Annotated in this window: 22 protein-coding genes and 7 pseudogenes; 16 read left to right on the top strand and 13 right to left on the bottom strand. The window is 62.2% G+C overall.

Translation table 11 applies throughout. The annotated features are described in order from the left end of the window. The first annotated feature begins 292 nt into the window (after positions 1-292). From QNJ43_RS09670 to QNJ43_RS09660, 3 genes are all read left to right on the top strand, one after another. A complete protein-coding gene (locus QNJ43_RS09670) occupies positions 293-703 on the top strand; it encodes a hypothetical protein (protein ID WP_300469464.1) in 411 nt (136 codons plus the stop codon). 93 nt (positions 704-796) lie between these two features. After that, complete coding sequence (locus QNJ43_RS09665) at positions 797-1036, top strand: hypothetical protein (protein WP_300469462.1); 240 nt, start codon at positions 797-799, stop codon at positions 1034-1036. Positions 1037-1058: 22 nt separating this feature from the next. After that, positions 1059-1295 carry a hypothetical protein gene (locus QNJ43_RS09660; protein ID WP_300469459.1) on the top strand — a complete coding sequence of 79 codons (237 nt, stop codon included), beginning with the start codon at positions 1059-1061 and terminating at the stop codon, positions 1293-1295. Positions 1296-1445: 150 nt separating this feature from the next. Here QNJ43_RS09660 and QNJ43_RS09655 read toward each other — a convergent pair whose 3' ends face one another. Further along, positions 1446-1658 carry a NepR family anti-sigma factor gene (locus tag QNJ43_RS09655; protein WP_300469457.1) on the bottom strand — a complete coding sequence of 71 codons (213 nt, stop codon included), beginning with the start codon at positions 1656-1658 and terminating at the stop codon, positions 1446-1448. A gap of 133 nt (positions 1659-1791) precedes the next feature. Here QNJ43_RS09655 and QNJ43_RS09650 point away from each other — a divergent pair. Beyond that, a pseudogene (locus QNJ43_RS09650) lies at positions 1792-2592 on the top strand (response regulator). Positions 2593-2706: 114 nt separating this feature from the next. On the opposite strand, the gene QNJ43_RS09645 reads toward QNJ43_RS09650, so the two are convergent. The 4 genes from QNJ43_RS09645 to QNJ43_RS09630 form a co-directional block, all read right to left on the bottom strand. Then, a complete protein-coding gene (locus QNJ43_RS09645; protein WP_300469455.1) occupies positions 2707-3006 on the bottom strand; it encodes a hypothetical protein in 300 nt (99 codons plus the stop codon). 91 nt (positions 3007-3097) lie between these two features. Further along, a complete protein-coding gene (locus QNJ43_RS09640; RefSeq protein WP_300469453.1) occupies positions 3098-4876 on the bottom strand; it encodes an ABC transporter ATP-binding protein in 1779 nt (592 codons plus the stop codon). 234 nt (positions 4877-5110) lie between these two features. Continuing rightward, positions 5111-5395 (bottom strand): tetratricopeptide repeat protein, encoded by a 285-nt coding sequence (locus QNJ43_RS09635; RefSeq protein WP_300469452.1) that lies wholly within the window; start codon positions 5393-5395, stop codon positions 5111-5113. Positions 5396-5413: 18 nt separating this feature from the next. Beyond that, a complete protein-coding gene (locus QNJ43_RS09630) occupies positions 5414-5809 on the bottom strand; it encodes a tetratricopeptide repeat protein (protein WP_300469451.1) in 396 nt (131 codons plus the stop codon). 313 nt (positions 5810-6122) lie between these two features. On the opposite strand from QNJ43_RS09630, the gene QNJ43_RS09625 reads away from it, so the two are divergent. The 5 genes and pseudogenes from QNJ43_RS09625 to QNJ43_RS09605 all read left to right on the top strand — a co-directional run bounded on the left by QNJ43_RS09625 (position 6123) and on the right by QNJ43_RS09605 (position 11331). Next, positions 6123-7457, top strand: a complete 1335-nt coding sequence (locus tag QNJ43_RS09625; protein WP_300469607.1) for a leucyl aminopeptidase family protein — start codon at positions 6123-6125, stop codon at positions 7455-7457. 128 nt (positions 7458-7585) lie between these two features. Further along, positions 7586-7936 carry a MarR family transcriptional regulator gene (locus QNJ43_RS09620; RefSeq protein WP_300469450.1) on the top strand — a complete coding sequence of 117 codons (351 nt, stop codon included), beginning with the start codon at positions 7586-7588 and terminating at the stop codon, positions 7934-7936. After that, positions 7933-8811: an NlpC/P60 family protein gene (locus QNJ43_RS09615; protein ID WP_300469448.1), complete on the top strand. Its 879-nt coding sequence runs from the start codon at positions 7933-7935 to the stop codon at positions 8809-8811. Before QNJ43_RS09620 ends, QNJ43_RS09615 begins: the two co-directional genes overlap by 4 nt. A gap of 132 nt (positions 8812-8943) precedes the next feature. Continuing rightward, positions 8944-10141: pseudogene (locus QNJ43_RS09610) on the top strand (glycerate kinase). Between the two features lie 149 nt (positions 10142-10290). Further along, positions 10291-11331, top strand: a pseudogene (locus QNJ43_RS09605) (CaiB/BaiF CoA-transferase family protein). A gap of 155 nt (positions 11332-11486) precedes the next feature. Here the strand turns inward: QNJ43_RS09605 and QNJ43_RS09600 are convergent. Beyond that, positions 11487-12432: pseudogene (locus QNJ43_RS09600) on the bottom strand (VOC family protein); the annotation flags it as partial. Between the two features lie 396 nt (positions 12433-12828). On the opposite strand from QNJ43_RS09600, the gene QNJ43_RS09595 reads away from it, so the two are divergent. Continuing rightward, entirely contained in the window at positions 12829-13308 is a 480-nt protein-coding gene (locus QNJ43_RS09595) for an NADPH-dependent FMN reductase (protein ID WP_300469446.1), read from the top strand. 54 nt (positions 13309-13362) lie between these two features. Here QNJ43_RS09595 and QNJ43_RS09590 read toward each other — a convergent pair whose 3' ends face one another. From QNJ43_RS09590 to QNJ43_RS09580, 3 genes and pseudogenes are all read right to left on the bottom strand, one after another. Next, positions 13363-13566 (bottom strand): hypothetical protein, encoded by a 204-nt coding sequence (locus QNJ43_RS09590; RefSeq protein WP_300469444.1) that lies wholly within the window; start codon positions 13564-13566, stop codon positions 13363-13365. Between the two features lie 666 nt (positions 13567-14232). Continuing rightward, positions 14233-15864 (bottom strand): annotated as a pseudogene (locus QNJ43_RS09585) (molybdopterin-binding/glycosyltransferase family 2 protein). Beyond that, a pseudogene (locus tag QNJ43_RS09580) lies at positions 15861-16358 on the bottom strand (XdhC family protein); the annotation flags it as partial. The pseudogenes QNJ43_RS09585 and QNJ43_RS09580, both read right to left, overlap by 4 nt. On the opposite strand from QNJ43_RS09580, the gene QNJ43_RS09575 reads away from it, so the two are divergent. Continuing rightward, positions 16326-16457 carry a hypothetical protein gene (locus QNJ43_RS09575; RefSeq protein WP_300469617.1) on the top strand — a complete coding sequence of 44 codons (132 nt, stop codon included), beginning with the start codon at positions 16326-16328 and terminating at the stop codon, positions 16455-16457. The pseudogene QNJ43_RS09580 and the gene QNJ43_RS09575 overlap by 33 nt on opposite strands. Before the next feature lie 177 nt (positions 16458-16634). On the opposite strand, the pseudogene QNJ43_RS09570 reads toward QNJ43_RS09575, so the two are convergent. From QNJ43_RS09570 to QNJ43_RS09555, 4 genes and pseudogenes are all read right to left on the bottom strand, one after another. Next, positions 16635-16904: pseudogene (locus QNJ43_RS09570) on the bottom strand (XdhC family protein); the annotation flags it as partial. A gap of 396 nt (positions 16905-17300) precedes the next feature. Beyond that, positions 17301-17816 carry a hypothetical protein gene (locus QNJ43_RS09565; RefSeq protein WP_300469442.1) on the bottom strand — a complete coding sequence of 172 codons (516 nt, stop codon included), beginning with the start codon at positions 17814-17816 and terminating at the stop codon, positions 17301-17303. A gap of 185 nt (positions 17817-18001) precedes the next feature. Next, positions 18002-19618 carry a phosphoenolpyruvate carboxykinase gene (locus QNJ43_RS09560; protein ID WP_300469440.1) on the bottom strand — a complete coding sequence of 539 codons (1617 nt, stop codon included), beginning with the start codon at positions 19616-19618 and terminating at the stop codon, positions 18002-18004. Between the two features lie 400 nt (positions 19619-20018). Then, entirely contained in the window at positions 20019-20774 is a 756-nt protein-coding gene (locus QNJ43_RS09555; RefSeq protein ID WP_300469438.1) for a DUF2470 domain-containing protein, read from the bottom strand. A gap of 303 nt (positions 20775-21077) precedes the next feature. Here QNJ43_RS09555 and QNJ43_RS09550 point away from each other — a divergent pair, with 303 nt between their 5' ends. From QNJ43_RS09550 to QNJ43_RS09530, 5 genes are all read left to right on the top strand, one after another. Next, a complete protein-coding gene (locus QNJ43_RS09550; protein WP_300469436.1) occupies positions 21078-21776 on the top strand; it encodes a response regulator transcription factor in 699 nt (232 codons plus the stop codon). A 177-nt stretch (positions 21777-21953) separates the two neighbouring features. Next, positions 21954-23762: a stimulus-sensing domain-containing protein gene (locus QNJ43_RS09545; protein ID WP_300469434.1), complete on the top strand. Its 1809-nt coding sequence runs from the start codon at positions 21954-21956 to the stop codon at positions 23760-23762. Then, positions 23759-24208: an HPr kinase/phosphatase C-terminal domain-containing protein gene (locus tag QNJ43_RS09540; RefSeq protein WP_300469432.1), complete on the top strand. Its 450-nt coding sequence runs from the start codon at positions 23759-23761 to the stop codon at positions 24206-24208. The genes QNJ43_RS09545 and QNJ43_RS09540 overlap by 4 nt, the downstream gene beginning before the upstream one ends. A gap of 395 nt (positions 24209-24603) precedes the next feature. Then, positions 24604-25005: a PTS sugar transporter subunit IIA gene (locus QNJ43_RS09535; RefSeq protein ID WP_300469430.1), complete on the top strand. Its 402-nt coding sequence runs from the start codon at positions 24604-24606 to the stop codon at positions 25003-25005. Between the two features lie 127 nt (positions 25006-25132). Beyond that, entirely contained in the window at positions 25133-25399 is a 267-nt protein-coding gene (locus QNJ43_RS09530) for an HPr family phosphocarrier protein (RefSeq protein ID WP_300469604.1), read from the top strand. Positions 25400-25413: the final 14 nt, after the last annotated feature.

Below are 25413 nucleotides of genomic sequence, written 5' to 3'. Positions count from 1 at the left end.
TACGGAGGACATCGAGGCGGAGCTGGCCCGTGTGCGCGAGGATATCGCTGCCCTGGCTCGGTCGCTTCAGTCCTTCGGAAGCTCCAAGACGAATGAAGCCAAATCCCGCGCCTCCACAAGGCGGGAGACGAGATCGCGACAGCCTCGCAGTAGGCGCTCGATCGGGTGCGGAGCGAGTTGGGAGATGTTGGAGATCGCCTGCAGGGGCAGGTGCGCCGTCATCTCCTTCAGACGCTCGGCATCGCCATCGGGGTCGGCTTCCTTGCGGCGCTGATGATGTGGCGTTGATCCGGTGACTCAGGAATTGGGCTCAATTGTCGCGTCGAGCGTATTCGCTCATATCGTTCCCGCATTGCGCCGCGCACGGCGCAATGCGGCGCTATACGTCCTGTGCGCGCTCTTCGCCCTGACCGCCTATGTGGCCGCCGTGATTGCTCTGGGAATTTGGATTTCCGAGGCGTACGGTGCGCTCGAGGCCGCTCTCACGATTGCCGTGGCAATGATCGCGAACCGGATCGACCGGCGCCGTGCCGCTGCCAGCGACCGAACCCGAACGACAACCGTGACCCTGGCGCTTTCCCTGCTGCCAGTTGTGGTCCGCTCCCGGCTGTTGATGGCGACAGCCGTCGCCGGAGGGCTCGCCTTCGCCGTCTCAAGCCTGCTGTCAGGTGAGGGCGACGGTGCCGATCCTGCGCAAGAGTGATCCGGGATGTCCATACCGAAGAGACGGCGTCTCGCCGCCTGAAGGTCCGTTTGGAGGCGCCGCCCGTCTCCGGAAGTCTAAAGGAGTAATGAAATGGCAAATGCTGCTGCTTCTGTTCTCAAGCCTGTCGCCCATGACGTCGAAGTCGATACCGGTCTTGATGCTAAGTATCGCGGGGAAATGGCCGAGCTTCTGTCGCAGATCCTGGTTTCCAGCTACCAGTTGATGATCAAGAGCCAGATCTATCACTGGAATGTGGTCGGCCCGCTGTTCCGATCCCTGCACTTGCTCACCGAACGAATAGCACTACACCGACCTGTTCGAGGCTGTTGACGTCATCGGTGGGCGCATCCGCGTGCTGGGTCACCTGGCACCCGCCACGGTCGGCGAGACTTCCGGTTTCTCGCCCAAGGGCTCGGACGTGGATCATGGTTCCGCGATCGAAATGGTGAAGGATCTGATCAGCGATCACGAAACGGTCGTGAAGACCATGCGCGAGGCCGGTGATCTGGTAACCGGCGACATGCTGACAGCCCGCCTGACGTTCCACGAAAAGGCATTGTGGATGCTACGTGCCATCATCACTGAGTAAGCGCGAAGCGCTGAAAGTCTGAGATGAATCGATGACCCGTGCGGAGAGCATCCGTGCGGATCGATTCGTATCGGGTTCGGAAAAAGGACTCTGGTGCGGGCGGGTGATCCGTTCGCGTTAGGCGCAAGCGCGCCCGGTATTTCGCCGGCCTCAGCGTCCCCCGATTTGGTTCTTCTCGGCCTCGTCAAGTTTTTGCAGAAGGTCGAGAAAACGCTCTGGAATGCCTTCGTCCTGAACGGACTGGTAAAGCGAACGCAATTGCTGCGAGATCTGCGTCTGTGTGGCATCCTTGCCGTCATCCGCATGTGCCTTAGGGGTATTTGAACCTTTGGAAGGAAGAGGGTTTTTCTTCTTGCTGCTCATGTGAGATAGTCCGTGACCTTAACCTTTACACCGCTGTGCGATATCGAAAATGAATCGAACCGCGGAAATTTTCCGCGTACGTGTGTTGGCATGCTGTCAAAGATCACACTTGCCTGCAATCGGGGAGTTTCTCATGTCGCTGTCCACCCGGGTGGCCTCTCACCTGCCGTACCTGCGGCGCTATTATGCGCGGGCTATCACCGGTTCTCAAAGCTCTGGCGATGCGTATGTCGCCATCGTTCTCGAAGCGTTGATCGCCGATGTCTCGGCTTTTCCGGAAACCTCCAGCGATCGCGTTTCCCTGTACAGACTTCTTCACTGGCATTTTCGGTTCCACGCGGATCGATGTGCCTGAAGTCGATTCGCCCTTCGCCTGGGAGCGCAAGGCCTCGTCCAATCTGCAGGCCATTTCTCCGCTCGCCTGCCAGGCGTTCCTGCTGATTTCCGTCGAAGGTTTCACCTCTGCGGAAGCCGCCGAGATTCTCGGTGTGGAGGAGGCGCGTATCGGCGACCTTCTGACCGAGGCCGGGCGCGAACTGTCGCAGCGCATCGCCACCGATATCATGATCATCGAGGACGAGCCGTTGATCGCGATGAACCTGGAGTACGTCGTGGAGGAACTGGGTCACAAGGTCGTCGGCGTGGCGCGTACCCGCACCCAGGCCGTGGAACTTTCGGCAAGACCTCGCCCAAGCTGATCCTGGCCGACATCCAGCTCGCTGACGGGTCGTCCGGCATCGATGCGGTCAACGACATCTTGAAGGATAACTCGCTGCCGTTGATCTTCATCACCGCCTTCCCGGAGCGTCTGCTGACCGGCGAACGTCCGGAGCCGACCTTCCTCATCACCAAGCCGTTCAACCCGGACATGGTGAAGGCGCTGATCAATCAGGCGCTGTTCTTCAATGAAAATGTCGAGGCGAGTGCGAACTAACGGATTGTCCGTTTCCATTCGAACGATGATGAAAAAAAGCCGGTGCCGCGTTTCACGCACACCGGCTTTTTGAATCTCGTTGGCCTGCAATCAGGACCGGCTGAAGAGGCGTCCTCAGTCGATCCGCGTCATGTGCTGCGCCGCAGAGGTCGCCTTGCACACGGTAGTTGTGCCCTGGGTCATGCAGTTGCTCTCGCTGAAGCCGCTCAATCTGGCCGCGAGCATGTTCAGTGCGGCAAGATCGCCTTTCTCCGCGATGTTCGTGACGACAGGGGCCTGGTTGGTGCTCAGAACCGGTTCGGCATGGGCTCCGTCGGAAAATCCTCCGCCCAATCGCGAGGCGGTTAGCGCAAGGGTAATGACCACCGCGCAAAAAACGACGGCAATGCCGATATGTGTCGAGAAGCGTTCCATAACGAGTACCTCCACCCAATCAATGCATGAGCGATCTCGATGGTTCCGAAATTAACCAGGAACAATTCCGACAGTAGCGTTGAGGTTGGAATTATACTTTGAACTGAAGGTCGTGAAGGCGGTGGTAAAGGGCACCCTTTTCCATCAGTTCTTTGTGGCTGCCTTCTTCCGCACAGCGGCCGTGATCCATCACGATGATCTTGTCGGCGTTGCGCACGGTGGAGAGGCGATGGGCGATCACGATGGTTGTGCGGTTTTTCATCAGGCGTTCCAGGGCCGCCTGGATCTTGGCTTCCGATTCCGCATCGAGGGCGCTGGTCGCCTCGTCGAGCAGGAGGATCGGGGAGTTGCGCACCATGGCGCGCGCGATGGCGATGCGCTGGCGCTGTCCGCCCGACAACCGCCCGCCATTTTCTCCGATCGGCTCGTCGTAGCCCTTGGCGAGGTCCAGAATGAACTTTTCCGCATTGGCGTCACGGGCGGCCTGAATGATTTCCTCGTCGCTGGCATCCGGACGTCCGTGCCGGATGTTCTCGCGCACCGTGCCGTCGAAAAGGAACGTGTCCTGGGTGACGAGCGCAATGTTCTTGCGTAGGGATTCGATCGTGACGTCGCGAATGTCCTGGCCGTCGATCAGAATGGCGCCGTCATTGACGTCGTAGAACCGTTCGAGCAGCGCGAGAACGGTGGATTTGCCTGTTCCCGAAGCGCCGACCAGCGCCGTGGTTTCACCGGCTTCGGCGACGAAATCCAGATCGTCGAGCGCCTTCTGATCGTCCCCATAGCCGAAGAAGACGTGGTCGAAGCGCACTTCACCCTTCGATGCGTCCAGCGGCTTTGCGTCTTCCTTCTCCCGGATCGTCAGATCCATGTCGAGCAGGTCGTACATGATCTTGACGCCGACCATGCCCTTTTCGAGCTGCACGTTCATGCGCGCCAGCCGCTTGGCCGGTTCATAGGCCATCAACAGGGCGGTGAGAAAGGCGAAGAAGGCGCCGGGATCGGACCCGCGCTCAATAACCGAATATCCGCCCCAGAGAATGACGAGACCGACGGCGAGACCGCCCAGCGTTTCCATCAAGGGGCTCGTGCGTGCCCGCAGCAGGCCCATCCGGTTGGACTGCCGTTCGACATCCTTGATAGTCTTGTGCATGCGCTTGCGCATGAGATTTTCGGCAGTGAACGCCTTGACGACGCGCGCACCCAGAACGGTCTCCTGCATGGTGGAGACGATCTGCGTGATCGAGATGAACTGTGCCTTGGCGACTTTGCGCGTCTTTCGGATAAGCGCGGACACGCCGATGATCGCCGGTCCGCTCACGAGCAGGGCGAGGCTCGCCATGGCCTGATCCATGTAGATCACGACGAAGAGAAGGCTGATCAGCGAGAGCAGATCCCGCCCGAGCGAGACCACGATCAGGTCGATCACGTTCCGTGCGGCGGAGGCGTTGTGAGACATGCGGGTGGACAGGTCGCCGAGCGCGTGGCGGTCAATGAAATCCATCCCCTGCACCAGCACGTGCTCGAACAGGCGGCGCTGGTTGGTGGCAACGATATTGTTGCCGATGCGCGCCATGATCACGTTCTGGCCGTAGGTCGCGGCGCCCTTCACGATATAGAGCGTCACGACGAATGCCGCGATCACATAGACCATGTTCTCGCGCTTCTCGATGAAGATCTCGTTTATGATGTCGCGCATGATCCACGCGCTGCCCGCGGTGGCGGCGGCGACGAGACCCATCAGCGAAAAGGCTATGACGTATTGCCAGACATAGCGGCGCGCGTTTTCCGCAAGCAGGCGCCGGATCAGCGACATCGAGCTTTCAGGGTCTTTTAATAACCACTGGGTGAGAAGGCGAAGAAGGGGCACCAAGGCCTCGCGGGCTTTGTCAATATGAGGCTGGCAATGCCCGGTTACTGCCGCCATTGGCGGGAAGGCAGATATCGCGGGCCCGTCAGTTGTCGCGACGCGCCGCATTTTTGAGCGCGAACACGCGATGCTTAAGAGCACATTTCGACACTACAATCAATCCGAGGAATAGTGTCGGTATCCCTGACGAGGGATGCGGAAAAACGTTTGCGTTGAAGGGAAAGAGGCGCCGTTTCAGCTTGCCCGGTTCTTGCCGCTGCGTGCGAGCATGCGCTTCAGATAGGCCATGTTGGCCTTCACCTGTTCCGGCGGCAAGTCGGTACTGGCAACCTGCTCGGCTTCCGCAAAGCGCCCCTGAAGGCTGAGCACCAGTGCCAGGTTCTGGCGGATGCGCGTGTCCTTGGTGCTGCTCGCCATGGCGCTGCGCAGGATCTTCTCCGCGCTCGTCAGATCATTTTCCAGAACGTGGCTCATCGCCAGATTGTTGAGGACGGACGGCTCTCCCGGAACGATCTTCAACGCTTCCTTGTAGAATCTTCAACGCTTCCTTGTAGAGGTGGCGCGCGCGGGGTGATCGCCGAGCTGGTCGTGAATGGCCGCTTCTGCCGACATCAGCTTACAGTCGGGCTGGGTCGGGGGCTGGGCTTCCTGGATGACGTTGAGCGCCTCCTTGAAGCGTCCCTTCTGCGCCAGGATTTTGCCGTAGGCGGCGGCGATCTCGCGATCTTCACGGTGCTTGATCAGCCCCCGGCGCAGAACCTCGAGCGCCTGATCGAGCTGGTCGTTGCGCCGCAAGGCTCCCGCATAGCCGAGAATGTTCGCCTTTTCCTCCGGCTCGGTCTCGTAGCGCTTTTCCCAGTAGCCCACGGCCTTGATCGTATCGGCAGTGCCCGGCGCCGGAGCGCTCGATTGTCCGCGCGTATGCGCTGACATGGAGCCGTCCGTCACGCAACCCGCCAGCGTGAGAGGGCTGCGACAAGAGCAAGGCTCAGGCGAATACGGGGCATGTGCGAGGGCGCTTTCGAGCTTGTGCGGGCTGGCATGAGGGTACTCCGGTTGCCGACGCGGGGGATCGCAAATCCAATCCGGTAATAATTCATTCACCCTAATGGTTGGTTAAACCGATTGGCGCCGTTGCTTTGTATATGCCCGCTCCGTACTCTTCCGGCCATTCGTCCTTCCCCCTTTTCGGAGCCTTGTTGCCGTGTTCGATTCCCTTGTGGCTTCCGCCGAAACCTCCGTTGCGATCCATGCCGTCAATGCCGACACGCTGGAAAGCGTCCTCGCCCATTTGCCGCCCGAGGCCGGGCGCTGGGCCAAGGCCAACGGTTACGAGGGATCGCTCGGATCGGTGCTGATCGTGCCCGACAGCGAGGGCGGTGTGGTGAGAATTCTGTTCGGTGAGGCCGCGGAAAGCGCCCCGCACGGGGCAGGCGGCCTGCCCGGTGCGCTGCCAGCCGGCACCTACCGTCTGGAAGGTTTCTCCGAGCCGCATATGGCCTGCCTTGCCTTTGCGCTCGGCTCCTACACGTACCGCACCTACAAGTCGAACAAGGGAGCGGATGAAGCCCATCCGCGCCTCGTCGTGCCCGCCGGGTTCGCCCTCTCCTCAGCCCGGATCGAGCTGGAGGCGGTCGCGCTTGTTCGCGATCTGATCAACACGCCCGCCAACGATTTCGGACCCGAAGAACTCGCGGATGCCGCTTGCCGGATCGCGGAGCGCTTCGGCGCGGAATTTTCCGTGATCGTCGGAGAGGACCTTCTGGAGCGCAATTTTCCGATGATCCACGCCGTCGGCAAGGCGAGCACCCGCGCGCTGCGGCTCATCGATTTCTCCTGGGGCGATCTCTCCAATCCGCGTGTCACGCTGGTCGGCAAGGGCGTGTGCTTCGATACCGGCGGCCTCGACATAAAGCCGCCCAGCTCCATGCTGCTGATGAAGAAGGACATGGGCGGCGCGGCCAACGTGCTGGGCCTTGCCTTCATGATCATGGCGTCCAACCTGCCGGTGAACCTGCGTGTTCTGATCCCGGCGGTGGAAAATTCCATCTCCGGCAATGCCTTCCGGCCCGGCGACATCCTGCCCAGTCGAAGGGGCATTTCGGTGGAGATCGGCAACACGGATGCCGAGGGACGTTTGGTGCTGGCCGATGCGTTGGCTTTAGCCGACGAGCAGAGCCCGGATCTCATCGTCGACATGGCGACGCTGACGGGAGCCGCCCGCATCGCCCTCGGCCCCGAGGTCATGCGGTTCTACACCGACAGCGACGCATTCGCCGGAGCGCTGGCGGAGGAGGCCGAAACGGTGGCCGATCCGCTGTGGCGCATGCCGCTCTGGAAGCCATATTCCAAGATGCCCGATTCCAAGGTCGCCGATATAAACCACATCTCGACCGGCGGCTTCGCGGGCTCGATCACGACCGCGCTGTTCCTGTCCCGTTTCGTGGAAAACGCCGAGACCTGGGCGCATTTCGATATCTTCGGCTGGAACCCTTCGACCCGCCCCGGTCATCCGGAAGGCGGTGAGGCGCAGGCCATCCGCGCGTTCTTTGCCGCGCTGAAGAAGCGCTATACGGCATGACGCGCGCTTAATGCGATCGGCATCGGATTCTATACCGGAACCGAAATGATTTATGCCCGGCGCCACAAGATGCGCCGGGTCGGCACATCACACGATGTTCCGGTGCTTCGAAGGCGAGCATCCGCACCATGGCGATCGAGATCCGCGCAAGCCAGGCTCTGAAACTCTGGCATAATGTCACGCTGGACCTGGTGCATTTCGGCGAGCAGGACCTGACCGCCCGCCAGATGGCGATCCTGCTGACGGTCTATCTGGAGCTGCCCCCGCACACGGTGCGTGGGCTCGCCCAGAAGCTTGGCGTCACCAAGCCCGCCATTACCCGTGCGCTTGATACGATGGGCCGGATGAAGCTCGTCGATCGCAAGCGCGACGAGACCGACCGGCGCAACGTGGTCATCCTGCGCACGGTCGACGGTGCACTCTATCTGGAGCGGCTGGCCGACGTGGTCGTCGAGAAGGCCGCGGAGATCCGCTCATGACGACGCCCGACCGCCGCACGACGCCGTGGCGCCCGGATCTTGCATCCGCGTATCTGAAGGGTGTCCATGAGGCGGAGCGCTATACGAACGGCACCCCGGCCCGCATCGCGGTTGCCATCGCGCCGATGAGGCCGGAACCGTCGCCGGACGACAGGTCGCTCGATACCGAACTTCTCTTCGGCGAGGCGGTGACGGTCTACGAGCGGCACGAGGGTTGGGCCTGGGTGCAGAATGCGGCCGACGACTATGTTGGCTGGATTGCCGAAAGTGCTCTTGCACCGATCGACCCTCGTCCCACCCACCGACTGGCGGAGCTTCGCAGCTTCCGCTATCCGGGCCCGGAACTGCGCGCTCCCGCGCTCGAATGCCTCTCCATCGGCTCTCATCTCACCGTTGTCGGCGAGGCGGAAACCCGCGGCACGCGTTATGCGCTTCTGCCGGACGGATCTGCCGTGATCGCACGCCACCTGGTGCCGATCGGAACCCACGCTGAGGATTGGGTTGCAGTGGCCGAGCGTTTTCTCGGCACCCCCTATCTGTGGGGAGGGCGCTCAAGCATCGGGCTCGATTGTTCCGCGCTCGTGCAACTGGCGCTCGATGCGGCGGGCATCGCCTGCCCGCGTGACAGTGACATGCAGGCGCGTGATCTGGGCCATGCCCTCGATATTTCCGAAGGCCTGCCGCCCTTGTGGCGCGGCGATCTTGTCTTCTCGAAGGGCCATGTCGGGATCATGCGGGATGGTGAGACGCTGCTGCATGCCAACGGTTACACCATGACGACGTCAAGCGAACCGCTCGCTGGGGCCGTCGCCCGCATCGCTGCGGCTGAATACGGAGCTGTCACCGCGGTTCGGCGACTGGACGGCGCAGCCTGACGCGCAGCGCGTCCGCAGAGCTATGCGAGTCGTTTGGATCTGCCGTTCGTTTTCTTCGCCCTTAGACCCCTTGGCATCGCAGACGAACTCGACAATGCTACCTTTCAGGAATCGATGAAAGGGAGTTTGCAGGTGAAGTCGGCGGCAGAAGCGCGGCGTTTCCTTGAGCATCTGTTTACGGCCGCGGTGGTGGCCGCGCAGCCCGAAGGATCCATTGCCGATCACCTTCCGCCCGTCCCAAAGGGCCGCACCATTGTCGTCGGCGCCGGTAAGGGCGCTGCTCAAATGGTCCGTGCGCGGAACGGCTGTGGACGGGCCCCGCTCTAGAAGGGAACGGTCGTCATCCGATACGGCTATGCCGTGCCCTGCGAGCGGATCGAGGTTCTGGAGGCCGCCCATCCGGTGCCCGACGAGGCCGGGCTTGCAGGCTCGAAGCGGTTGCTGGAGCGGGTTGAAGGCTTGAGCGAGGACGATCTCGTCGTCGCGCTCATATGCGGTGGCGGATCGGCCTTGCTGCCTGCCCCGCTGGACGGGTTCTCGCTTGCCGACGAGATCGCGCTCAACGAGATTCTGCTTGCCTCCGGCGCGCCGATTTCGGCGATGAACACCATCCGCAAGCAGTTCTCGCGCATCAAGGGCGGACGTTTGGCTGTCGCCGCATAATCCGGCCCGTATGGTGAGCCTGATCGCGTCCGACATGGCCACGCCCGCCGATGCCATCGAGGCCGCGCGGAACTACGCCATCGCGCTGCCCGATGCGATCCGTCGTCATCTGGAAACTGCATCCGGCGCGCCCACGGCGAATGATCCGCGCTTTGCTTGCAACGAGACCCACATCATTGCTTCCGCGGCTTACGAAGTCGGGATCGATACGGCAGTCCTGTCCGATGCGATCGAGGGAGACGCGCGCGAGGCGGGGCTGTTCCACGCAGCGCTCGCGCTCGAAGTGGCGCGCAACGATCATCCCTTCTTCACGCCCGTCCTTCTCCTGTCCGGCGGCGAGATGACCGTGACGGTGCGCGGCAACGGCAAGGGCGGGAGGAATACCAAATGCCTGCTTTCCTTTGCCTCGCGCATTGCCAGTGCGCATACCATCACCGCTCTTGCGGTCGACACGGACGGCATCGATGGCACCGAGGAGAATGCCGGAACCTTTGCCGACAGCGAAATGGCTGCCCGGCTGGCGGCTGCCGGGCTCGATGTCACCGCCCTGTTGGCCGACAACGACGCATGGTCGGCATTCTCGGCTCTGGACGATCTTTTCTCGCCAGGGCCGACGGGCACGAACGTCAATGATTTCAGAGCGATCCTGATCGATAGCGAGGTTTGAGGAGGGCGTCGGCGGAAAAACCGACGAGGGGAGGAAAACACAGTGACAATCGGGAAAGGAACGGCGTGAGCGGCGTAAACGGGGGAGGACCGCTGGCCGGTCTCAAGGTGGTTGAGTTCGCAGCGATTGGGCCTGTCCCGTTTGCCACGATGGTTCTGTCGGATCTGGAGGCCGAAATCGTGCGCATCGACCGGCCCGGTGCGACGCAAACTGATCCGCGTGACATCACGTGCCGCGGGCGCTCCGCGCGCGTGGGGCTCGATCTGAAGAATGCGGACGACGCGGCTCTGGCCCGCGCGCTCGTTGCCAAGGCAGATGTGGTGCTGGAAGGTTTTCGGCCGGGCGTGCTGGAACGGCTCGGTCTCGCTCCGGACGATCTGATGGCGGACAATCCCGGCCTGATCGTCACCCGGGTGACTGGGTGGGGCCAGGAGGGACCGCTTGTGCCGCGCGCCGGGCACGATCTCACTTAATATCGAGCTCTCCGGGGCGCTGCACGCCATCGGCCCCGCCGACCGGCCTGTGTGCCGCCGCTCAATCTCGTGGGTGACTATGGCGGTGGTGGCATGCTGGCGCTGGTCGGACTGCTTTCGGCGCTGTTCGAACGTGCGCAATCGGGTCGTGGTCAGGTGGTTGATGCCGCCATGACCGACGGATCGTCTCTGCTCATGGCCTTCGTCTACAGCCTGAAGGCGATGGGGCAATGGCAGGATGCGCGCGAGACGAACATGCTCGACGGGGCGGCCCATTTCTACACCACCTACCGGTGTCGCGATGGCCGCCATCTGGCCGTCCGGCCGATCGGACCGCAGTTCCACGAGGCTTTCGCCAGGGTAATGGGCGTGGAGGCGTTCGGACCGGATCAATACGATCCGACCCTGTGGCCTCAGCGTCGAGAAGCCTTGCAGGAGATTTTCCTCACGCGGGATCGAGACGACTGGGTCGCTGCCTTTGAGGGTTTCAATCACTGCATTGCACCGGTTTTGGCGATGGAGGAGGTGGGCGATCACCCTCACAATGCCGCGCGCGGCACGTTTGCCGAAATTTCCGGTGTGGTCCAGCCCACCGCCGCCCCGCGCTTTGGACGTATGCCGGGAGCGATCAAGCATGCGCCGGGCGAGCGTGGAACCGTGCTGTCAGGCTGGGGGCTGGATGGAGAGGTCGCGGAGGCTCTCGTCGGCAGGGATTGAGCGGGATGGGAGGGGCCTTCCGACCTCGGTGGGGGCGGATTGGCGAGATCTTTCCTCCGTCATCCCCGGTCAAGCCGGGGATGACGGAGGAAAGTGCGAGGAGTGTGACAAGGCAAGGTGCGGGCGCGGCAGGCGCACCCGCTCTTGCTGCCTCCGACCGGCGGCGTGCCGTTGGGTGTGGAAGGACTCGATTGTCTTCAGGCCCCAGGCCTGCCCCTTCTTGCGCTCCCCTTCCGTCCAGGTGACGACTTTCCCAGTCGGGCGCAAGGATCAGCCGGGCGCCCGCATTGGCGACCTCGACCCGGTTTCCGGCGGGCTCGTAAACATAGAGGAAGAAGGTCTGCTGCACCGCGTGCTTGTGCGGGCAGGTCTCGATATAGACGCCGTTTTCCAGAAAGATGTCGGCCGCCTGCAAAATGTACTCCCGCTGGTCGAGCGCATAGGTGACATGGTGGAAGCGCCCATGCGAGCCGGTGTGATCGCCCGTATAGGCGATGTCGTAGCTCTTGTTGTTGACCGTGAACCAGCAACCGCCGAGATGGCCAGTGTCCAGCATGATGCGTTCGGTGATGCGGCTGCCGAGCGCGCGCGGCATGAAATCGGCAATCGCATCGACATCGCTCGCCAGAAGGTTCTGATGGTCGATCCGACGCACGCAGACCCCGCGCCCGTGATAGCGCTACGCCTGGTTCTTCAGGGCCGGCTTTTCCGATTCCGGCGGCACTTAGCGAGTGGTGTCGTAATAGATCTCGAAAATGTGCCCGTCCGGATCCCGGAAGCGGTAGGCGGCGCCGTGGCCGAGATCTCCCTCGCTCCAGCCGAGGCCCGCACCCATCGCCTCGATGGCCTTGACCCAGTGCTCCAGTGCCTGAGCGCTGGACGCGCGATAGCCCAATGGCCGACGCCCGTCGTGTTCGAGGCCGTCAGCTTCAGCGTATGGAACTTGTGATCGTCCCAGGCTCTCAGATAGACGCTGTCGCCCTCGGTGCCGGAGGCGGTGAGGCCGAGGATGTTGACGAAGAAATCGAGGCTCGCCTCAGGCTTGTTGGTGAACATTTCCACGTGGCCGAGATGGGCGATGTCGTAACAGGGTTCCGGCATGGACATGGGGCGCCTCCCTTTGTTGTTTCCGGGTCGATCGGCTCTGGCCGAGCCCTTTCGGCGTTTCTCGCCCTATTCCGTATCGTTAGGCAACGGAAAATGGTGCCGTGTGCGATTGATTTTCGCTATGGATGAAGAGGTATGGAAAAGGTCGGAAATAAACGGTCCGCAACCTGCGAATGTTCAGCCGGTTCAAATTTCAACCAGTGGGAGAATCTTCCGGTCAGCCATACGCTATTAGGGTGAGGTCGCTGGGACTTAAGTGTCGGCACCGATTTTCAAAACGGAGTGCCTGTTTTTAAATGGCGAGGAAAGACACATTGAACGTAGTCGGCCTTTGCGGCAGCCTACGCAAAGGGTCCTACAACCATGCCTTGTTGCGGGTCCTGCCCGAGCTTGCGCCCGAGCGCATGGACCATCACCGAAGCTCCGGGCATCGGCTCGATCCCGCCTTACAATTCGGATGTGCAGGGCAGCGATGGGGTTCCCGCGGACGTGACAGCGCTTGCGGAGGCGATCCATGCCGCCGATGTGGTCATCATCGCCTCGCCGGAATACAATTGCTCCATGCTGGGTGTTTTGAAGAACGCACTGGATTGGGTGTCGCGCACCGAGGATCAGCCCTTCAAGAACAAGCCTGTCTGCCTGCAGTCGGTTTCCATGGGGCAGCTCGGCGGGGCGCGGATGCAGTATCACCTGGGTCAGGTGATGGTGTTCCTGGGCGCCGATGTCTTCACCGTGCCCGAAGTCTTCATCGGTGCGGGGCACCAGAAGTTCGATGCCGATACGCTGGCGCTGACCGACGGTCCGACGCGCGAAGTCGTGGGCAAGCAGCTTGCGGTCTTTGTGGACTATATCGGCCGCGTCTCCGCATGATTTTCGAGAAGCCGCTGCACCGGACCAACCGGAAAGCGCAGCGGCGTTCCTGACTCAGGCTGCGGCGTGCGAGCCGATCTGCTGACGGGACTCGCGGTTGCGACGGCGCTCTTCCGCTGAAATGTAAACAAGCGCGTGATGCTCCGCACAGTAGGAGACGCCCGGCTCCGCGCGGTTCTTGCAGGGAAAGATATAGTCGCCACCGGTACCTTCGGCCCATTTGCACTGACCGGTGCGGGGAAGTCTGAGATCGTCCATTTTTCTTGCCTTCTTTTTGTTTTCCGGGACCATCAGTCCCGGTGCCTTCCATCGTAAACTCAGCCGTTTGACGTTTTACCAACGCGGGCCAAGTGTGCCCTGCGTTCGGTTCGGGCGGGCTCCGGCAGTCCTGCCGAGGAGATCCCGCCCGGTCGTCGCTTTCTCCAAGGACCGTGCACAGTGCATCGGACCTGCGGTTTGCTTCGAGCCCAAGGAAAACGGCGCACCCTGGAGGCACTCCGTTTACGTCGTGGTGCTGTCATGACTTCTGAACCAGCCAGCAGAGCTTTCGTGGAAAGCCCGACCTCGCCATCGTCCCGTGGATGCGCCGGGGGCGACAGCGTCGGCGCATAAGATGCGCATTCCGGAGTAGGGTTACATGCATCGATCGATTGCGGATCGACATGTGCTACAAATCCGGTTCACCGACCATAAGAGTATGTGCCGGCGAACCTCTGCACAATCGCATGGTTCGCATACGCGCCATGCAGTTGCCGCAGAGGTAAACGAGAGTTGAATGAATCGTTTCAATCGGGAGCGATTCCATTCCACTTGTGTCGTTCCTACGTAACGACACATCGGGCATAGGTCTTAGCCGTCCTCATGAGTCGCGTGAAATGCCTATGCCGGGACAGCTGACGATGTGGCGAAGAAAAGGCGCGGGTTTTATTTCGAAGGCGAGATTCGGCCCCTTGCCGCTGCCAGTGCCTCCGGCGTATCCACGTTGAGCCGGGCCGCCGCGCCGATCTCCACTTCCACGACGCTTTCCCCGTTGGAGTCGATCAGGTGGCGCGCTCCGACATCACCCCGGATTGCCGTCAGATCGGGGAAATAGCTCTTTGACCAGAGAACGGGATTGCCCTGCTTGCCGTCGACGGTGGGCACGATGATGAGATGTCCCGAGGCGGGGTCATAGGCCTCGATCAGGCGCTGGAGGATCTCTGGCGTGACATGCGGCATGTCCGCGAGCATGACGAGCGCGGCGTCGGTATCGGCCGGAAGAGCCACGATCCCTGCCTTGAGCGAGGTGGAAAGCCCCTCCGCATAATCCGGATTGTGCACGATGGAAACGTCGAGCCCGGACAGCGCGGCGCCGACCTCCTGCGCCATATGTCCGGTGACAACGGTAACGGACGCGGGCTCCGCATCGAGTGCATGACGCGCGGCAATGCGCGCCAGCGACTCGTCATCGAGCATTGCCAGCAGCTTGTTGGGGCCGCCCATGCGGGTGGCGCGACCGGCGGCGAGAACGAGAATGCCGATCCGCGGGGCGTATGCGGGATGCATGTCCTGCGGTTCCGCCTCGCGCGGTTGCGGGCGCGAGACGATTTCCATCAGGAGCCCGCCGACGCCCAGCCCTGTGAGGTCATGTGCGGCCACCTCGAGACCCACCAGGATACGCCTCAGCACCCAGTCGAAGCCGTTTTCGCTGGAGCTGCGCGCACAGCCGGGCGCCCCGATGACCAGAATTTCGCCGAGCTTCGCAAGCACCAGCAGATTGCCCGGATCGATCGGCATGCCAAAATGCTCGATCCGTCCGCCGGCAATCTCGATTGCTTGAGGCACCACGTCGCCGCGATCGACATTGGCGGAAGCCGCAAAGACGATGATGAGGTCTGCCCCCGCCCCGCGCGCCTCGCCAAGCGCCGTTTCAAGGGCCGCTGCATCGTGCGGGATGCGGATATCGGCAACGAGTTCCACGCCCGCCGGTTCACAAGCCGCGTGCGCGTCACGGCCACCGTCTTGTCGATGGTCCGTTCCTTGATCGCGGGCAGTCGCGTGGAGATGAGCGCGACCTTCATTGCCCGGTAGGGCGCAAGCCGCAGGATACCTTCCGGCCCGTGGGCGGATATGCGCGCGCCACCAGATCTCCGGCTACCGCGTAGGGAATGATCTTGACGGTCGCCACCATGCGCCCCGCCTCCACCGGCGCATATTCGTCGAGCGTGGCGAGCGTGATGGCGGGATCGATACGGTTCAGTCGGTCGACGGCCTCGCGTTCCACGACGAGAACGCCCGGCGCCTCGGCAAAGATATTGGCGCGCCCGGTAAAAGCCCGCTCCATCCGCACGCCCGGTCCGGCGACGCCTTCGGCAATGAGCGCGGTCGCCCGATCCTCCCTGACGTCCGTGTCTTCGAGCCGCGCAACCGTGACTCCTTGACCCCGGCGGCGCGAAGTCGTGCGATGTGACCGGCGGTGAGGTCCGTGCCCTTTTTGAGGACGAAATCCGGCACCTTCAGCGAATGGGCTAGAACTGCCCCCTCGCAGTCCTCCAGAGGCAGCGTGGCGAAGATCACGCCGCCGCCTCGTTGGCTGCAGAGGTCACGCGTTCGCCCTTGCGCAGGCTCTCGATGATTTCCGCCATGATGGCGACGGCGATTTTCGCCGGGCTTGCCGCCCCGATATCGAGCCCGATGGGCGCCTGGATGCGGGCAATGTCGGCAGCGCTCGCCCCGATCTTGGTCAAGCGCTCGACGCGGGCGGCATGCGTCTTCCGGCTGCCGAGTGCGCCGACATAGAAGCAACCGACCTCCAGAGCCTTCGCGAGCGGATAGTCGTCGATCTTGGGATCGTGGGTAACGGCGGCAAGGGCCGTGTAGCGATCGAGCGCGACCTTGGCCGGGATCACGTCTTCCGGCCATTCCGCATGAAGCGGCACGTCGGGAAAACGTTCCGGGCTGGCAAAGGCCGTGCGCGGGTCGATGATTTCCATGTCGAAACAGGCGATCGTGGCAATCGGGGCAAGCGCCTGCGCGATATGAACCGTGCCGATGACGACGAGGCGCGGCGGCGCACGCTGACATTGAGAAAGAGCTGTGCGCCCGCGGCATCGCTCACCATGCCGGATTTGCCCGACCGCAGCTGGGAGATGAATTCGGGAGCGAGTTGATCGGCGGAAAAACCGTCGGCTTCGAGCACGAGCCGCTGGGCGCCGGTCTCGATCTCGGTCACGAGAATGCAGCCGCGCCGGGCGGCGCCGTTCGCGGTTGAGAGCCTTCAGAAGGGAGAGGTCCATGGGATCAGCTCCTTGCCATGCGAACGGCGCGGGCGGTGACGGTCGGTACGGTCATGCGACCTTCTCCACATAGACGCGGATGCGGCCGCCGCAGGACAGGCCGACGTGCCAGGCGGTCTCATCGGCGACGCCGAATTCCAGCATGCGCGGCTTGCCGTTTTCCAAGACGTCCTGCGCCTCGCCGACGACGGCGCCTTCAACGCATCCGCCGGATACCGAGCCCTCGAAATTGCCGTCGCTGTCGATGATCAGATGACTGCCGACGGGGCGCGGCGCCGAGCCGCAGGTTTCCACGATCGTGGCGAGCGCCACGTCGCGCCCGGAGTTTCGCCAGCCTTCTCGGCAACGGCCAGCACGTCGAGCGTGTCCGGAACGGCTTCCAGTGCTTGATGATTGGCGAAACGGATCATTCTGGTGTTCTCCCGGCACTTGTGTCCTTGGCATTGGATCAAGGCATACAGGAACGCACGTTACGGGAGGAAAAGGGAGGTTCGGAGAACCTTATCCCAATTGATCCGAGCTCTCCGCAGGGCCTGCGAACCAGCGCTCTTTCGCGACCTGATAGGCAGTCGATGTGATCGTGACGTTGATCAGGGCGGTAAAGACGCAGAGGGTTATGAGAAGCGGTCACGTCAGGGCATGGAAGGTGACGTCGCCGAGCGACCTGCTGATCATGGAAGCGGCGATCAGACCGAATATGCCTGCGACGAGGAGAGGTCAGCACGAGTTGGGTGAGAAACATGGGGCGCCCCATCTTCTTGCTGACGGTCGCGCATCCGGAAAGCTGAATTTCTCGTCCAGCGCGGTCGCGGGCAGCACGAGCGACAGGCGGAAGAAGAACGGCGCTGTTGCAACGACAAGCATGAAGGTCAGAGGAAACGCTGCGGTGCCGATGAAGAGGAACAGGATGAACGAGGCGAGAAACCAGCTCCCGAACGTGCAAATCCCCAGAACCAGCATCGTGAACCCGTAGGCAAGACCGAGGGATGCATCGGGGGGCGTCTCTGACGACCAGTTCGTGAGGGCCATTCGGTGCCAGAGCGGGGCCCCGATCGCCATGATGATCAAGGGCGCCGCGAGACCAGTGAGAAGGCCGAGCCCCGGATTGATCCACGCGCCGAAGGTGACGAAGAAAAGGGCGAGCCAGTAGCCTTTGGACACGGACCTGAACATGATGGGGCCTGCGTGATCTTGAAGCGTGCCCATGGAACGGCGAAGAAGTGTCCAGAACATCAGGTCCTGCCAAACAAGGTTTCGAGCTCGGATCGAACGGCTCTGATCTGTTGTTTTAGCAGTGAAACTTAAATGTCCGGTTTAGGTGGGAGCCCCCGGCCGGACTTTCGTGGCGGCCCTTCCGCAACGAACAAAGTGCCCGGATCGCTCCGGACGCCTTTTGTCGAATTGCAGATCTATCGATCCTATCCGGCAGCCGCCTTGCGGCCCGTCGGTGCGGCGTTGCGTACATCGGCATCCACATGGGCTTCGAACTGGGTGAAGTTGTCGATGAACATCTGCACCAGTTTGCGTGCCTGGGTGTCGAAGGCCACCTTGTCGGACCACGTGGAGCGCGGATCGAGAATGGACCCGTCCACGCCTGGCACTTCCACCGGCACCTGGAAACCGAAATTCGGATCGATGCGGAATTCGACGTCCTTCAGCGAACCGTCAAGCGCCGCGGAGAGGAGCGCGCGGGTCGCCTTGATCGGCATGCGCGCGCCCACGCCGTAGGCCCCGCCGGTCCAGCCCGTGTTCACCAGCCAGCAATCGACACCGTATTTCGCGATGAGATCGCGCAGCAGGTTGCCGTATTCTGAGGGGTGACGCGGCAGGAAGGGCGCGCCGAAGCAGGTCGAGAACGTCGCCTGCGGTTCGGTCACGTCGCGCTCGGTCCCGGCCACCTTGGCGGTGTAGCCGGACAGGAACGTGTACATGGCCTGTGCGGGCGTCAGCTTCGCGATGGGCGACATCACCCCGAAGGCGTCCGCCGTCAGCATGATGATGTTCTTGGGCTGCGGAGCCTGGCCGGAGAGGCTCGCATTGGGAATGTAGTGGATCGGATAGGCGCAGCGGGTGTTCTCGGTCTTCGAGCTGTCGTCGAAGTCCGGCTGCCGCGTATCGGGATCGATGACCACGTTTTCCAGGATCGTACCGAAACGCCCCGTCGTCGCAAAAATCTCCGGCTCTGCTTCGGCCGAGAGATTGATCGTCTTGGCGTAGCAGCCGCCTTCGAAATTGAAGACGCCCGTTTCCGACCAGCCGTGCTCGTCATCGCCGACCAACGTGCGTTTGGGATCGGCGGAAAGCGTCGTCTTGCCCGTGCCGGACAGGCCGAAGAAGACGGCGGTGTCTTCCTTGTTGCCCACATTGGCCGAGCAGTGCATCGGCATCACGCCCTTGGACGGCAGCAGGAAGTTGAGAATGGTGAAGACAGATTTCTTGATCTCGCCCGCGTATTCCGTGCCGCCGATCAGGATCACCTTCTTTGAGAAGTTGCACGCGATGATCGTTTCCGAACGGCAGCCGTGACGCTCGGGATCTGCGCGGAAGCTCGGTAGGTCGATCAGCGTGAATTCGGGATCGAAATCGGCAAGCTCGCTGCGCTCGGGACGGCGCAGCAGGTTGCGGATGAAGATGTTGTGCCAGGCATATTCAGAATAGACGCGCGTGGCGATGCGGTGCGCCGGGTCGGCGCCGCCGTAGAGATCCTGCGCAAACAGATCGCGTCCGGCCACATGGGCGCGGAAATCGTCGAACAGCCGGTCGAAATGCTCGCCCGACATGCGCCGGTTGTTGTCCCACCACACGGTGTTGCGGGTGAGATCATCCTCGACGATGAACTTGTCTTTCGGTGAGCGGCCCGTGTGCTGTCCGGTATCGGCGACGAAGGCCCCTCCCGCGACCATTTCGCCTTCGCCACGCCGGATGGCTTCCTCGTAGAGCTTCGGTTCCAGCAGGTTCCAGTGCACTCCGGCGGCTCTGGTCAGACCGACGAGGTAAGCGCCCTTGGCTGGGTTGCGAAGTCCTGTTTCTCTCATCTTCGAAGACACCCTGATTGGATCGTGCTTTCCTGCCCGGATGAGTCTTTTGTTCCGGTTCTGACGCACCTAAGACCACTGATGCGGCCAATGGCCGTTTTTCTTGTTGTTGTCGGCTTGATGCCGCTTCCCGTTGGGACGTTCCGTCCTGTGTGCCGCAGGGCAAGTCGCGTCATGAAACGCAAGCCGACTGCGTTACAAAAAGGATCCGGCGTATTTTTCTTGTGATCGGGCCCGGAACCTGCTTGCCGGCCGTAGGGGCTCGGCAAGTTGCGCGACGTTAGTTGATCGATTGTTCCGGGACAAGGTTCATGCCCAACATTATCAGATGCCTAAATCGATTAAATTATCACAGGCGGTAAGGTGTGCCGCTACGAAAGTCTATTGCCGGCTTCGTTTTTCATTTCAGGCGCGCCTTCTTCGCCAGCGCAACCAGTGTCGCGCACATCTCCATGGCGTCCGTGACCGCCTCCTCGAAATCAAGTCGCGCTGTGTGCCGCCCGTCATCGCTGCGCAGGTCGATCCCAAGCGGATCGCACCCGGTCATCGTCCAGCCGTCCGGCAAGGGAGCGGTCTGATCGCAGATCCCCGGCATCGCGACGAGGCGCGTGGCGTAAAGGGCAAGAGCATCGCGGTGATCCTCGTTCATGTGGGCGACAATGCCCTCTTCGCTGTCCGTCAGTGAGGCGGCCGCGCTTGTGTCGATGAGCAGGTCGGAACCTGAGAGGTCGTTGATCCGGCCGAAGTCGGCGACCAGATGTCCGCGTCCGGGTGTCAGCCTGTATAACGAAAAGTCCGCGAAATCCGCAAAGCCGCGGGCATCGTCGTGGCGCGCGAGAAAACGGCGGCGCGCATCCGCGTTTTCTGTGCGCTCGATCGTGCCGTTCAGCGACAGCCGAGCCCCCTGAAGCGGTTCGAACGGATTGTGCTCCTCCAGCAAAAGCCCTACGCGCCCGTCCACCTTCAGATTGCGCGTATGAAGCGCGAGGTCGGACAGAAGCAGGATCGGCGCCCCGTCGAAATCGGTCGCCACCGTGACGAGCGAGCCATACGGTGCCCCGCCTTCCGGCTCGAGTGTGGCGAGCGCCCCCGTGGCGACGCTTCGCAGGATCTTGCGGGTGGCGGTGAGCGGGTGGAAGTCGTCGGTCTCGTTCATGGCAATACCGGGGGCTTCTTCTTGCGGGAGACAGGTGGAGCGTCAGGATTGCCAAGTGCCGGTTCCGTGTCCACAGGGACGGCGTTCGTGAGTTGACGCCAGGGCTTCGGGCTTTGAGCGAACTGTCTGTGCGGCTATTTCGCTTCAAATTGGATTTTTGTATTAATTCCAGTATCTTATAACATAAGTGCAGAAAGCGCTTGGACGGTTGACTTCGCGGTTACCTTAATTTGTTCGTATTTTAGTCGCCAAACGCAACCGGATGACGGTATTCTTGAAAGAACAGGAAAACAGGCTCGCCTCATGCCCACGATTGCTCTTGTGGACGATGACCGCAACATTCTCACGTCCGTCTCTATCGCTTTGGAGTCCGAGGGCTACAGGGTGCAGACCTATACGGACGGCGCCTCCGCGCTGGACGGATTGAGCGGTGATCCGGTCGATCTCGCCATCCTCGACATCAAAATGCCGCGTATGGACGGCATGGAGCTGCTGCGCCGCCTGCGTCAGCGCTCCGACATGCCGGTCATCTTTCTCACCTCCAAGGACGATGAGATCGATGAGTTGTTCGGCCTGAAGATGGGCGCCGACGACTTCATCCGCAAACCTTTCTCCCAGCGTCTGCTGGTGGAGCGCGTGCGCTCGGTCCTGCGCCGGTCGCAGCCGCGCGATGCCTCCGCGCCCAAGGGCGAGGATGCGCGCACTCTGGAGCGCGGTCAGCTCGTTATGGATCAGGAGCGTCACACCTGCACCTGGCAGGGACGTCAGGTGACGCTGACCGTGACCGAATTCCTGATCCTCTATTCGCTCGCCCAGCGTCCCGGAGTGGTCAAGAGCCGCAACGCCCTGATGGACGCGGCCTATGAGGATCAGGTCTATGTCGACGATCGCACCATCGATAGCCACATCAAGCGGCTTCGCAAGAAGTTCAAGGTGGTCGACAAGGAATTCGACATGATCGAGACGCTTTACGGCGTCGGCTATCGTTTCCGCGAAGGCTAGCGCAGGAGCCCCCCTTCGGCGCCGCGCCGCCGGGAGCGGACGTGGCCTCGGCGTACATGATATCGTGTGCATGGTAGTGCCGCGCGATTGACTTGTCCGACGTCGAGGCTGCAAAACCGGCCAGGTCATCCGCCCGACAGATGAAAGTGCCGCGCGGGGTGACGGTGTAGATCCGGAGTGACGATCATCGATACGCGCACGGAAGCCGCGAATGCCGGCGACAAGCGTCGCGTTGGACGCCGCAGGGTGCGGCGGCGGCTGTTGGTGCGCGCGGGCGCCCTGCTCTCGACCTATGTCTTTTCCAGCCTCACTCGACGCATCGTCGTCCTCAATCTCGTTGCCCTTCTGGCCCTGGCCTCCGGCATTCTCTATCTCAACCAGTTCCGTGCCGGACTGATCGATGCGCGCGTCCAGAGCCTTCTGATCCAGGGCCAGATCATTGCCGGCGCGATCGCGGCTTCCGCCACCGTCGATACCGACGCCATCACCGTCGGTCCGGAAAAACTGCTGGAGCTGCAGGCGGGTGAGAGCATCTCGCCCAATGAGGACCAGTCCCGGGCACTCGATTTCCCGATCAATCCCGAGCGCGTTGCTCCGGTGCTGCGACGGCTGATCTCGCCGACCAAGACGCGCGCGCGCATCTACGATCCCGACGGAACGCTGATCCTCGACAGCCGGCACCTTTATGCCCGCGGTCAGATCCTGCGCTACGACCTGCCGTCTGCAAAAGAAGACACGACCGGCTGGCTGGAAAAGATCTGGCAGAAGATCAAGCTCTGGATGCGCCGCGGAGATCTGCCGCTCTATGAGGAAGCCGTTGGCGGCAACGGCAAGAAATATCCGGAAATCGTCGCTGCGATGGGCGGCTTTCCGGTTTCCATCGTGCGGGTGTCGGCAAAGGGCGAACTGATCGTCTCCGTCGCTGTGCCTGTTCAGCGGTTCCGTGCGGTGCTGGGCGCTCTGCTGTTGTCGACGCAAGGCGGCGACATCGACGATATCGTCGCCGCCGAACGCTGGGCGATCCTGCGCGTCTTTCTTGTTGCGGCCATCGTCACCACGGTTCTGGCCGTGATGGTGGCGGGCACCATCGCAGGCCCCGTGCGCCGCTTGGCGGCTGCGGCCGAACGGGTGCGGCGCGGCGTCGATTCGCGTCAGGAAATCCCAGAATTCGCCGGTCGCCAGGATGAGATCGGCAATCTGGCGCGGAATCTGCGCGACATGACCAATGCGCTCTACAATCGTATCGACGCGATCGAACGGTTCGCCGCCGATGTGGCGCATGAGTTGAAGAATCTGCTGACCTCGCTGCGAAGCGCGGTGGAGACCCTGCCTTTGGCGCGCAACGAGGAATCGCGCGAGCGGCTGCTCCATGTGATCCTGCATGACGTGCGCAGGCTCGATCGCCTGATCTCCGACATTTCCGATGCCTCGCGGCTCGATGCGGAGCTGGCGCGCTCCAATTCCGAGCCGCTCGATATCGCGGAACTTCTGAAAGGGGTCGTCCATGCGGCGCAGCAGGTGCGGCGCGACGGCGACCCGGAAGTGCTGCTCGATCTCGTCAAGCCGCGCGAGGCGCATGCCTTCAAGGTACAGGGCAACGGCTCGCGACTGGGGCAGGTGTTCAACAACCTGCTCGACAATGCGCGCTCCTTCTCGCCCGCTGACGGGCGTGTCGTGTTGCGCGTCGAGCGCGAGGGCCATGACATCGTCATCACGGTGGATGACGACGGTCCCGGTATCCGCCCCGATGTCGCCGAGCGCATCTTCGAGCGCTTTTATACGGATCGGCCGGAAGGCGAGGAGTTCGGCAACAACTCCGGCCTCGGCCTGTCGATCTCGCGGCAGATTGTGGAGGCCCATCGCGGCACCATTTCAGCCGGGAACCGGGTGGAGACGGATGAGGAGGGAACCGACAGGATCCGCGGGGCCCGCTTCACAGTGCGGCTTCCCGCTCACCGTGTATCCAAAGGAGCTGGGACGGCATGAGCATCTCGGCAACCACCTACGCCACATGCGTCGTCATTGCGACGAACGGCGTGATGATCCGCGGCCCGTCCGGCTCGGGCAAGTCGGCCCTGGGCCTTGCACTGGTCGAACACGCGCAAGGGGCCGGGCATTTCGCGGCGCTGGTCGGGGATGACCGCGTGGCGCTGGAGGTTGCGAGCGGACGATTGCTTGCGCGCGTGCCGCCGTCGATCGCCGGTTTGATCGAACAGCGCGGGCGCGGCGTTCGCGCGATGCCCTATCTGCCGTCCGCGGTCGTGCGGCTTGTCGTCGATCTCGTGCCGACCAAGGTGCTGCCCCGCATGCCGGAGGAAGATGCGCTGAGCATCGAGGTCAACGGCATTCGTCTACCGCGCCAGCCGGTGCCCGAATGCGATGTCGGACAGGCCCTGGCGCTGAGCCTGGCTGCATTGCAGCATCTTGCCTGAGATTGAGGCATGGTTGCGTTCGCAACTGATGAAAGATGCGGGTATTTCGCGACACCGTGTTTCCCTATAGGCATTTTCGGCCATGGTGTTGGCGGAAGAGTCGCATTCGCGCGAAATTTAACCGGTCATCTGGCGATTTTTCTTGCACTGCGGCGAAGCAGCGCCAAGATGAGCGTTCTGAAAATAAGCCGGCGGGTGTCGGGACAGGTTGGTTCCCTCTCGGAAACGGCACCGACGCGCGGGGCGTTAAGAGGCAGGGCGTTGGGGGATCTGGTGTTGAACCGGGCAAGGTGTTCGAGACATCGGGTGCGCGGCAAAGCTGATGGATGTGTCGGGAGGGACTGTTGTCCCGAACAAACTGGCACGCAGGTGACAAGCATATTAGCGGGTCAGAGATGATAGGTCTCGTCCTCGTCACGCATGGACGTTTGGCAGAGGAATTCAAGTTGGCGCTGGAGCATGTGGTCGGTCCGCAAGAGCGGGTAGCCACCATCTCCATCGGTCCCGACGATGATATGGAACAACGTCGTCAGGACATCCTGGCGGCCGTGGAGCGGGTGAATGAGGGAGCCGGTGTCGTGCTCTTGACCGACATGTTCGGCGGCACTCCCTCGAACCTCGCCATCTCCGTGATGGAAGGCAAGAACGTGGAAGTGGTCGCCGGCGTGAACCTGCCGATGCTGATCAAGTTGGCAAGTGTGCGGGCCGACGGCTCGCTCGCCGACGCGGTCGAGCAGGCGCGCAAGGCGGGACGGAAGTACATCTCCGTCGCCAGTCAGGTTTTGTCGGGGCAGTAAGCAGTAAGGAGAGCGCATCGTGATCCAGAACGATCGTCCGCACAGTCCCGAAAAACAACAGGCCGCGCTCGCCGAAGAGGTGGACGCGGACGACGCTCATCGATATGAGCGGATCGAGACGCCCGCCATGGAACGGGATCTCAAGATCGTCAATCGGCGCGGATTGCATGCGCGCGCGTCCGCCCGCCTCGTCAAGCTGGTCGAGCAGTTCGACGCCCAGGTGGAAGTCTCGCGTGACGGTCAGACCGTCGGCGGTACCTCGATCATGGGGCTGATGATGCTGGCCGCCAGCCCCGGCTGCTGTATCCGCGTCGCAACCGCGGGGCGCGAAGCCGAAGCGGCGATGAATGCCATCGTCGATCTCGTCGAGCAGAGCTTCGGTGAGATGGATTGAGTGTCAGTCTCGAT

Origin of the sequence: Breoghania sp. (genome assembly GCF_030066895.1) — a bacterium.
Classification (GTDB): domain Bacteria; phylum Pseudomonadota; class Alphaproteobacteria; order Rhizobiales; family Stappiaceae; genus Breoghania.
This window is presented reverse-complemented; position numbering and strand designations above follow the sequence as displayed.

What these genes read in the sequence shown, in the direction of transcription:
- QNJ43_RS09665 (WP_300469462.1), top strand. Translation starts at nt 797, where the DNA reads ATGGCAAATGCTGCTGCTTCTGTTCTCAAGCCTGTCGCCCATGACGTC.
- QNJ43_RS09655 (WP_300469457.1), bottom strand. Translation starts at nt 1,658, where the DNA reads ATGAGCAGCAAGAAGAAAAACCCTCTTCCTTCCAAAGGTTCAAATACC.
- QNJ43_RS09645 (WP_300469455.1), bottom strand. Translation starts at nt 3,006, where the DNA reads ATGGAACGCTTCTCGACACATATCGGCATTGCCGTCGTTTTTTGCGCG.
- QNJ43_RS09630 (WP_300469451.1), bottom strand. Translation starts at nt 5,809, where the DNA reads ATGTCAGCGCATACGCGCGGACAATCGAGCGCTCCGGCGCCGGGCACT.
- QNJ43_RS09620 (WP_300469450.1), top strand. Translation starts at nt 7,586, where the DNA reads ATGGCGATCGAGATCCGCGCAAGCCAGGCTCTGAAACTCTGGCATAAT.
- QNJ43_RS09615 (WP_300469448.1), top strand. Translation starts at nt 7,933, where the DNA reads ATGACGACGCCCGACCGCCGCACGACGCCGTGGCGCCCGGATCTTGCA.
- QNJ43_RS09590 (WP_300469444.1), bottom strand. Translation starts at nt 13,566, where the DNA reads ATGGACGATCTCAGACTTCCCCGCACCGGTCAGTGCAAATGGGCCGAA.
- QNJ43_RS09575 (WP_300469617.1), top strand. Translation starts at nt 16,326, where the DNA reads ATGAACCGTGCCGATGACGACGAGGCGCGGCGGCGCACGCTGACATTG.
- QNJ43_RS09565 (WP_300469442.1), bottom strand. Translation starts at nt 17,816, where the DNA reads ATGTTCTGGACACTTCTTCGCCGTTCCATGGGCACGCTTCAAGATCAC.
- QNJ43_RS09560 (WP_300469440.1), bottom strand. Translation starts at nt 19,618, where the DNA reads ATGAGAGAAACAGGACTTCGCAACCCAGCCAAGGGCGCTTACCTCGTC.
- QNJ43_RS09555 (WP_300469438.1), bottom strand. Translation starts at nt 20,774, where the DNA reads ATGAACGAGACCGACGACTTCCACCCGCTCACCGCCACCCGCAAGATC.
- QNJ43_RS09550 (WP_300469436.1), top strand. Translation starts at nt 21,078, where the DNA reads ATGCCCACGATTGCTCTTGTGGACGATGACCGCAACATTCTCACGTCC.
- QNJ43_RS09540 (WP_300469432.1), top strand. Translation starts at nt 23,759, where the DNA reads ATGAGCATCTCGGCAACCACCTACGCCACATGCGTCGTCATTGCGACG.
- QNJ43_RS09535 (WP_300469430.1), top strand. Translation starts at nt 24,604, where the DNA reads ATGATAGGTCTCGTCCTCGTCACGCATGGACGTTTGGCAGAGGAATTC.
- QNJ43_RS09530 (WP_300469604.1), top strand. Translation starts at nt 25,133, where the DNA reads ATGGAACGGGATCTCAAGATCGTCAATCGGCGCGGATTGCATGCGCGC.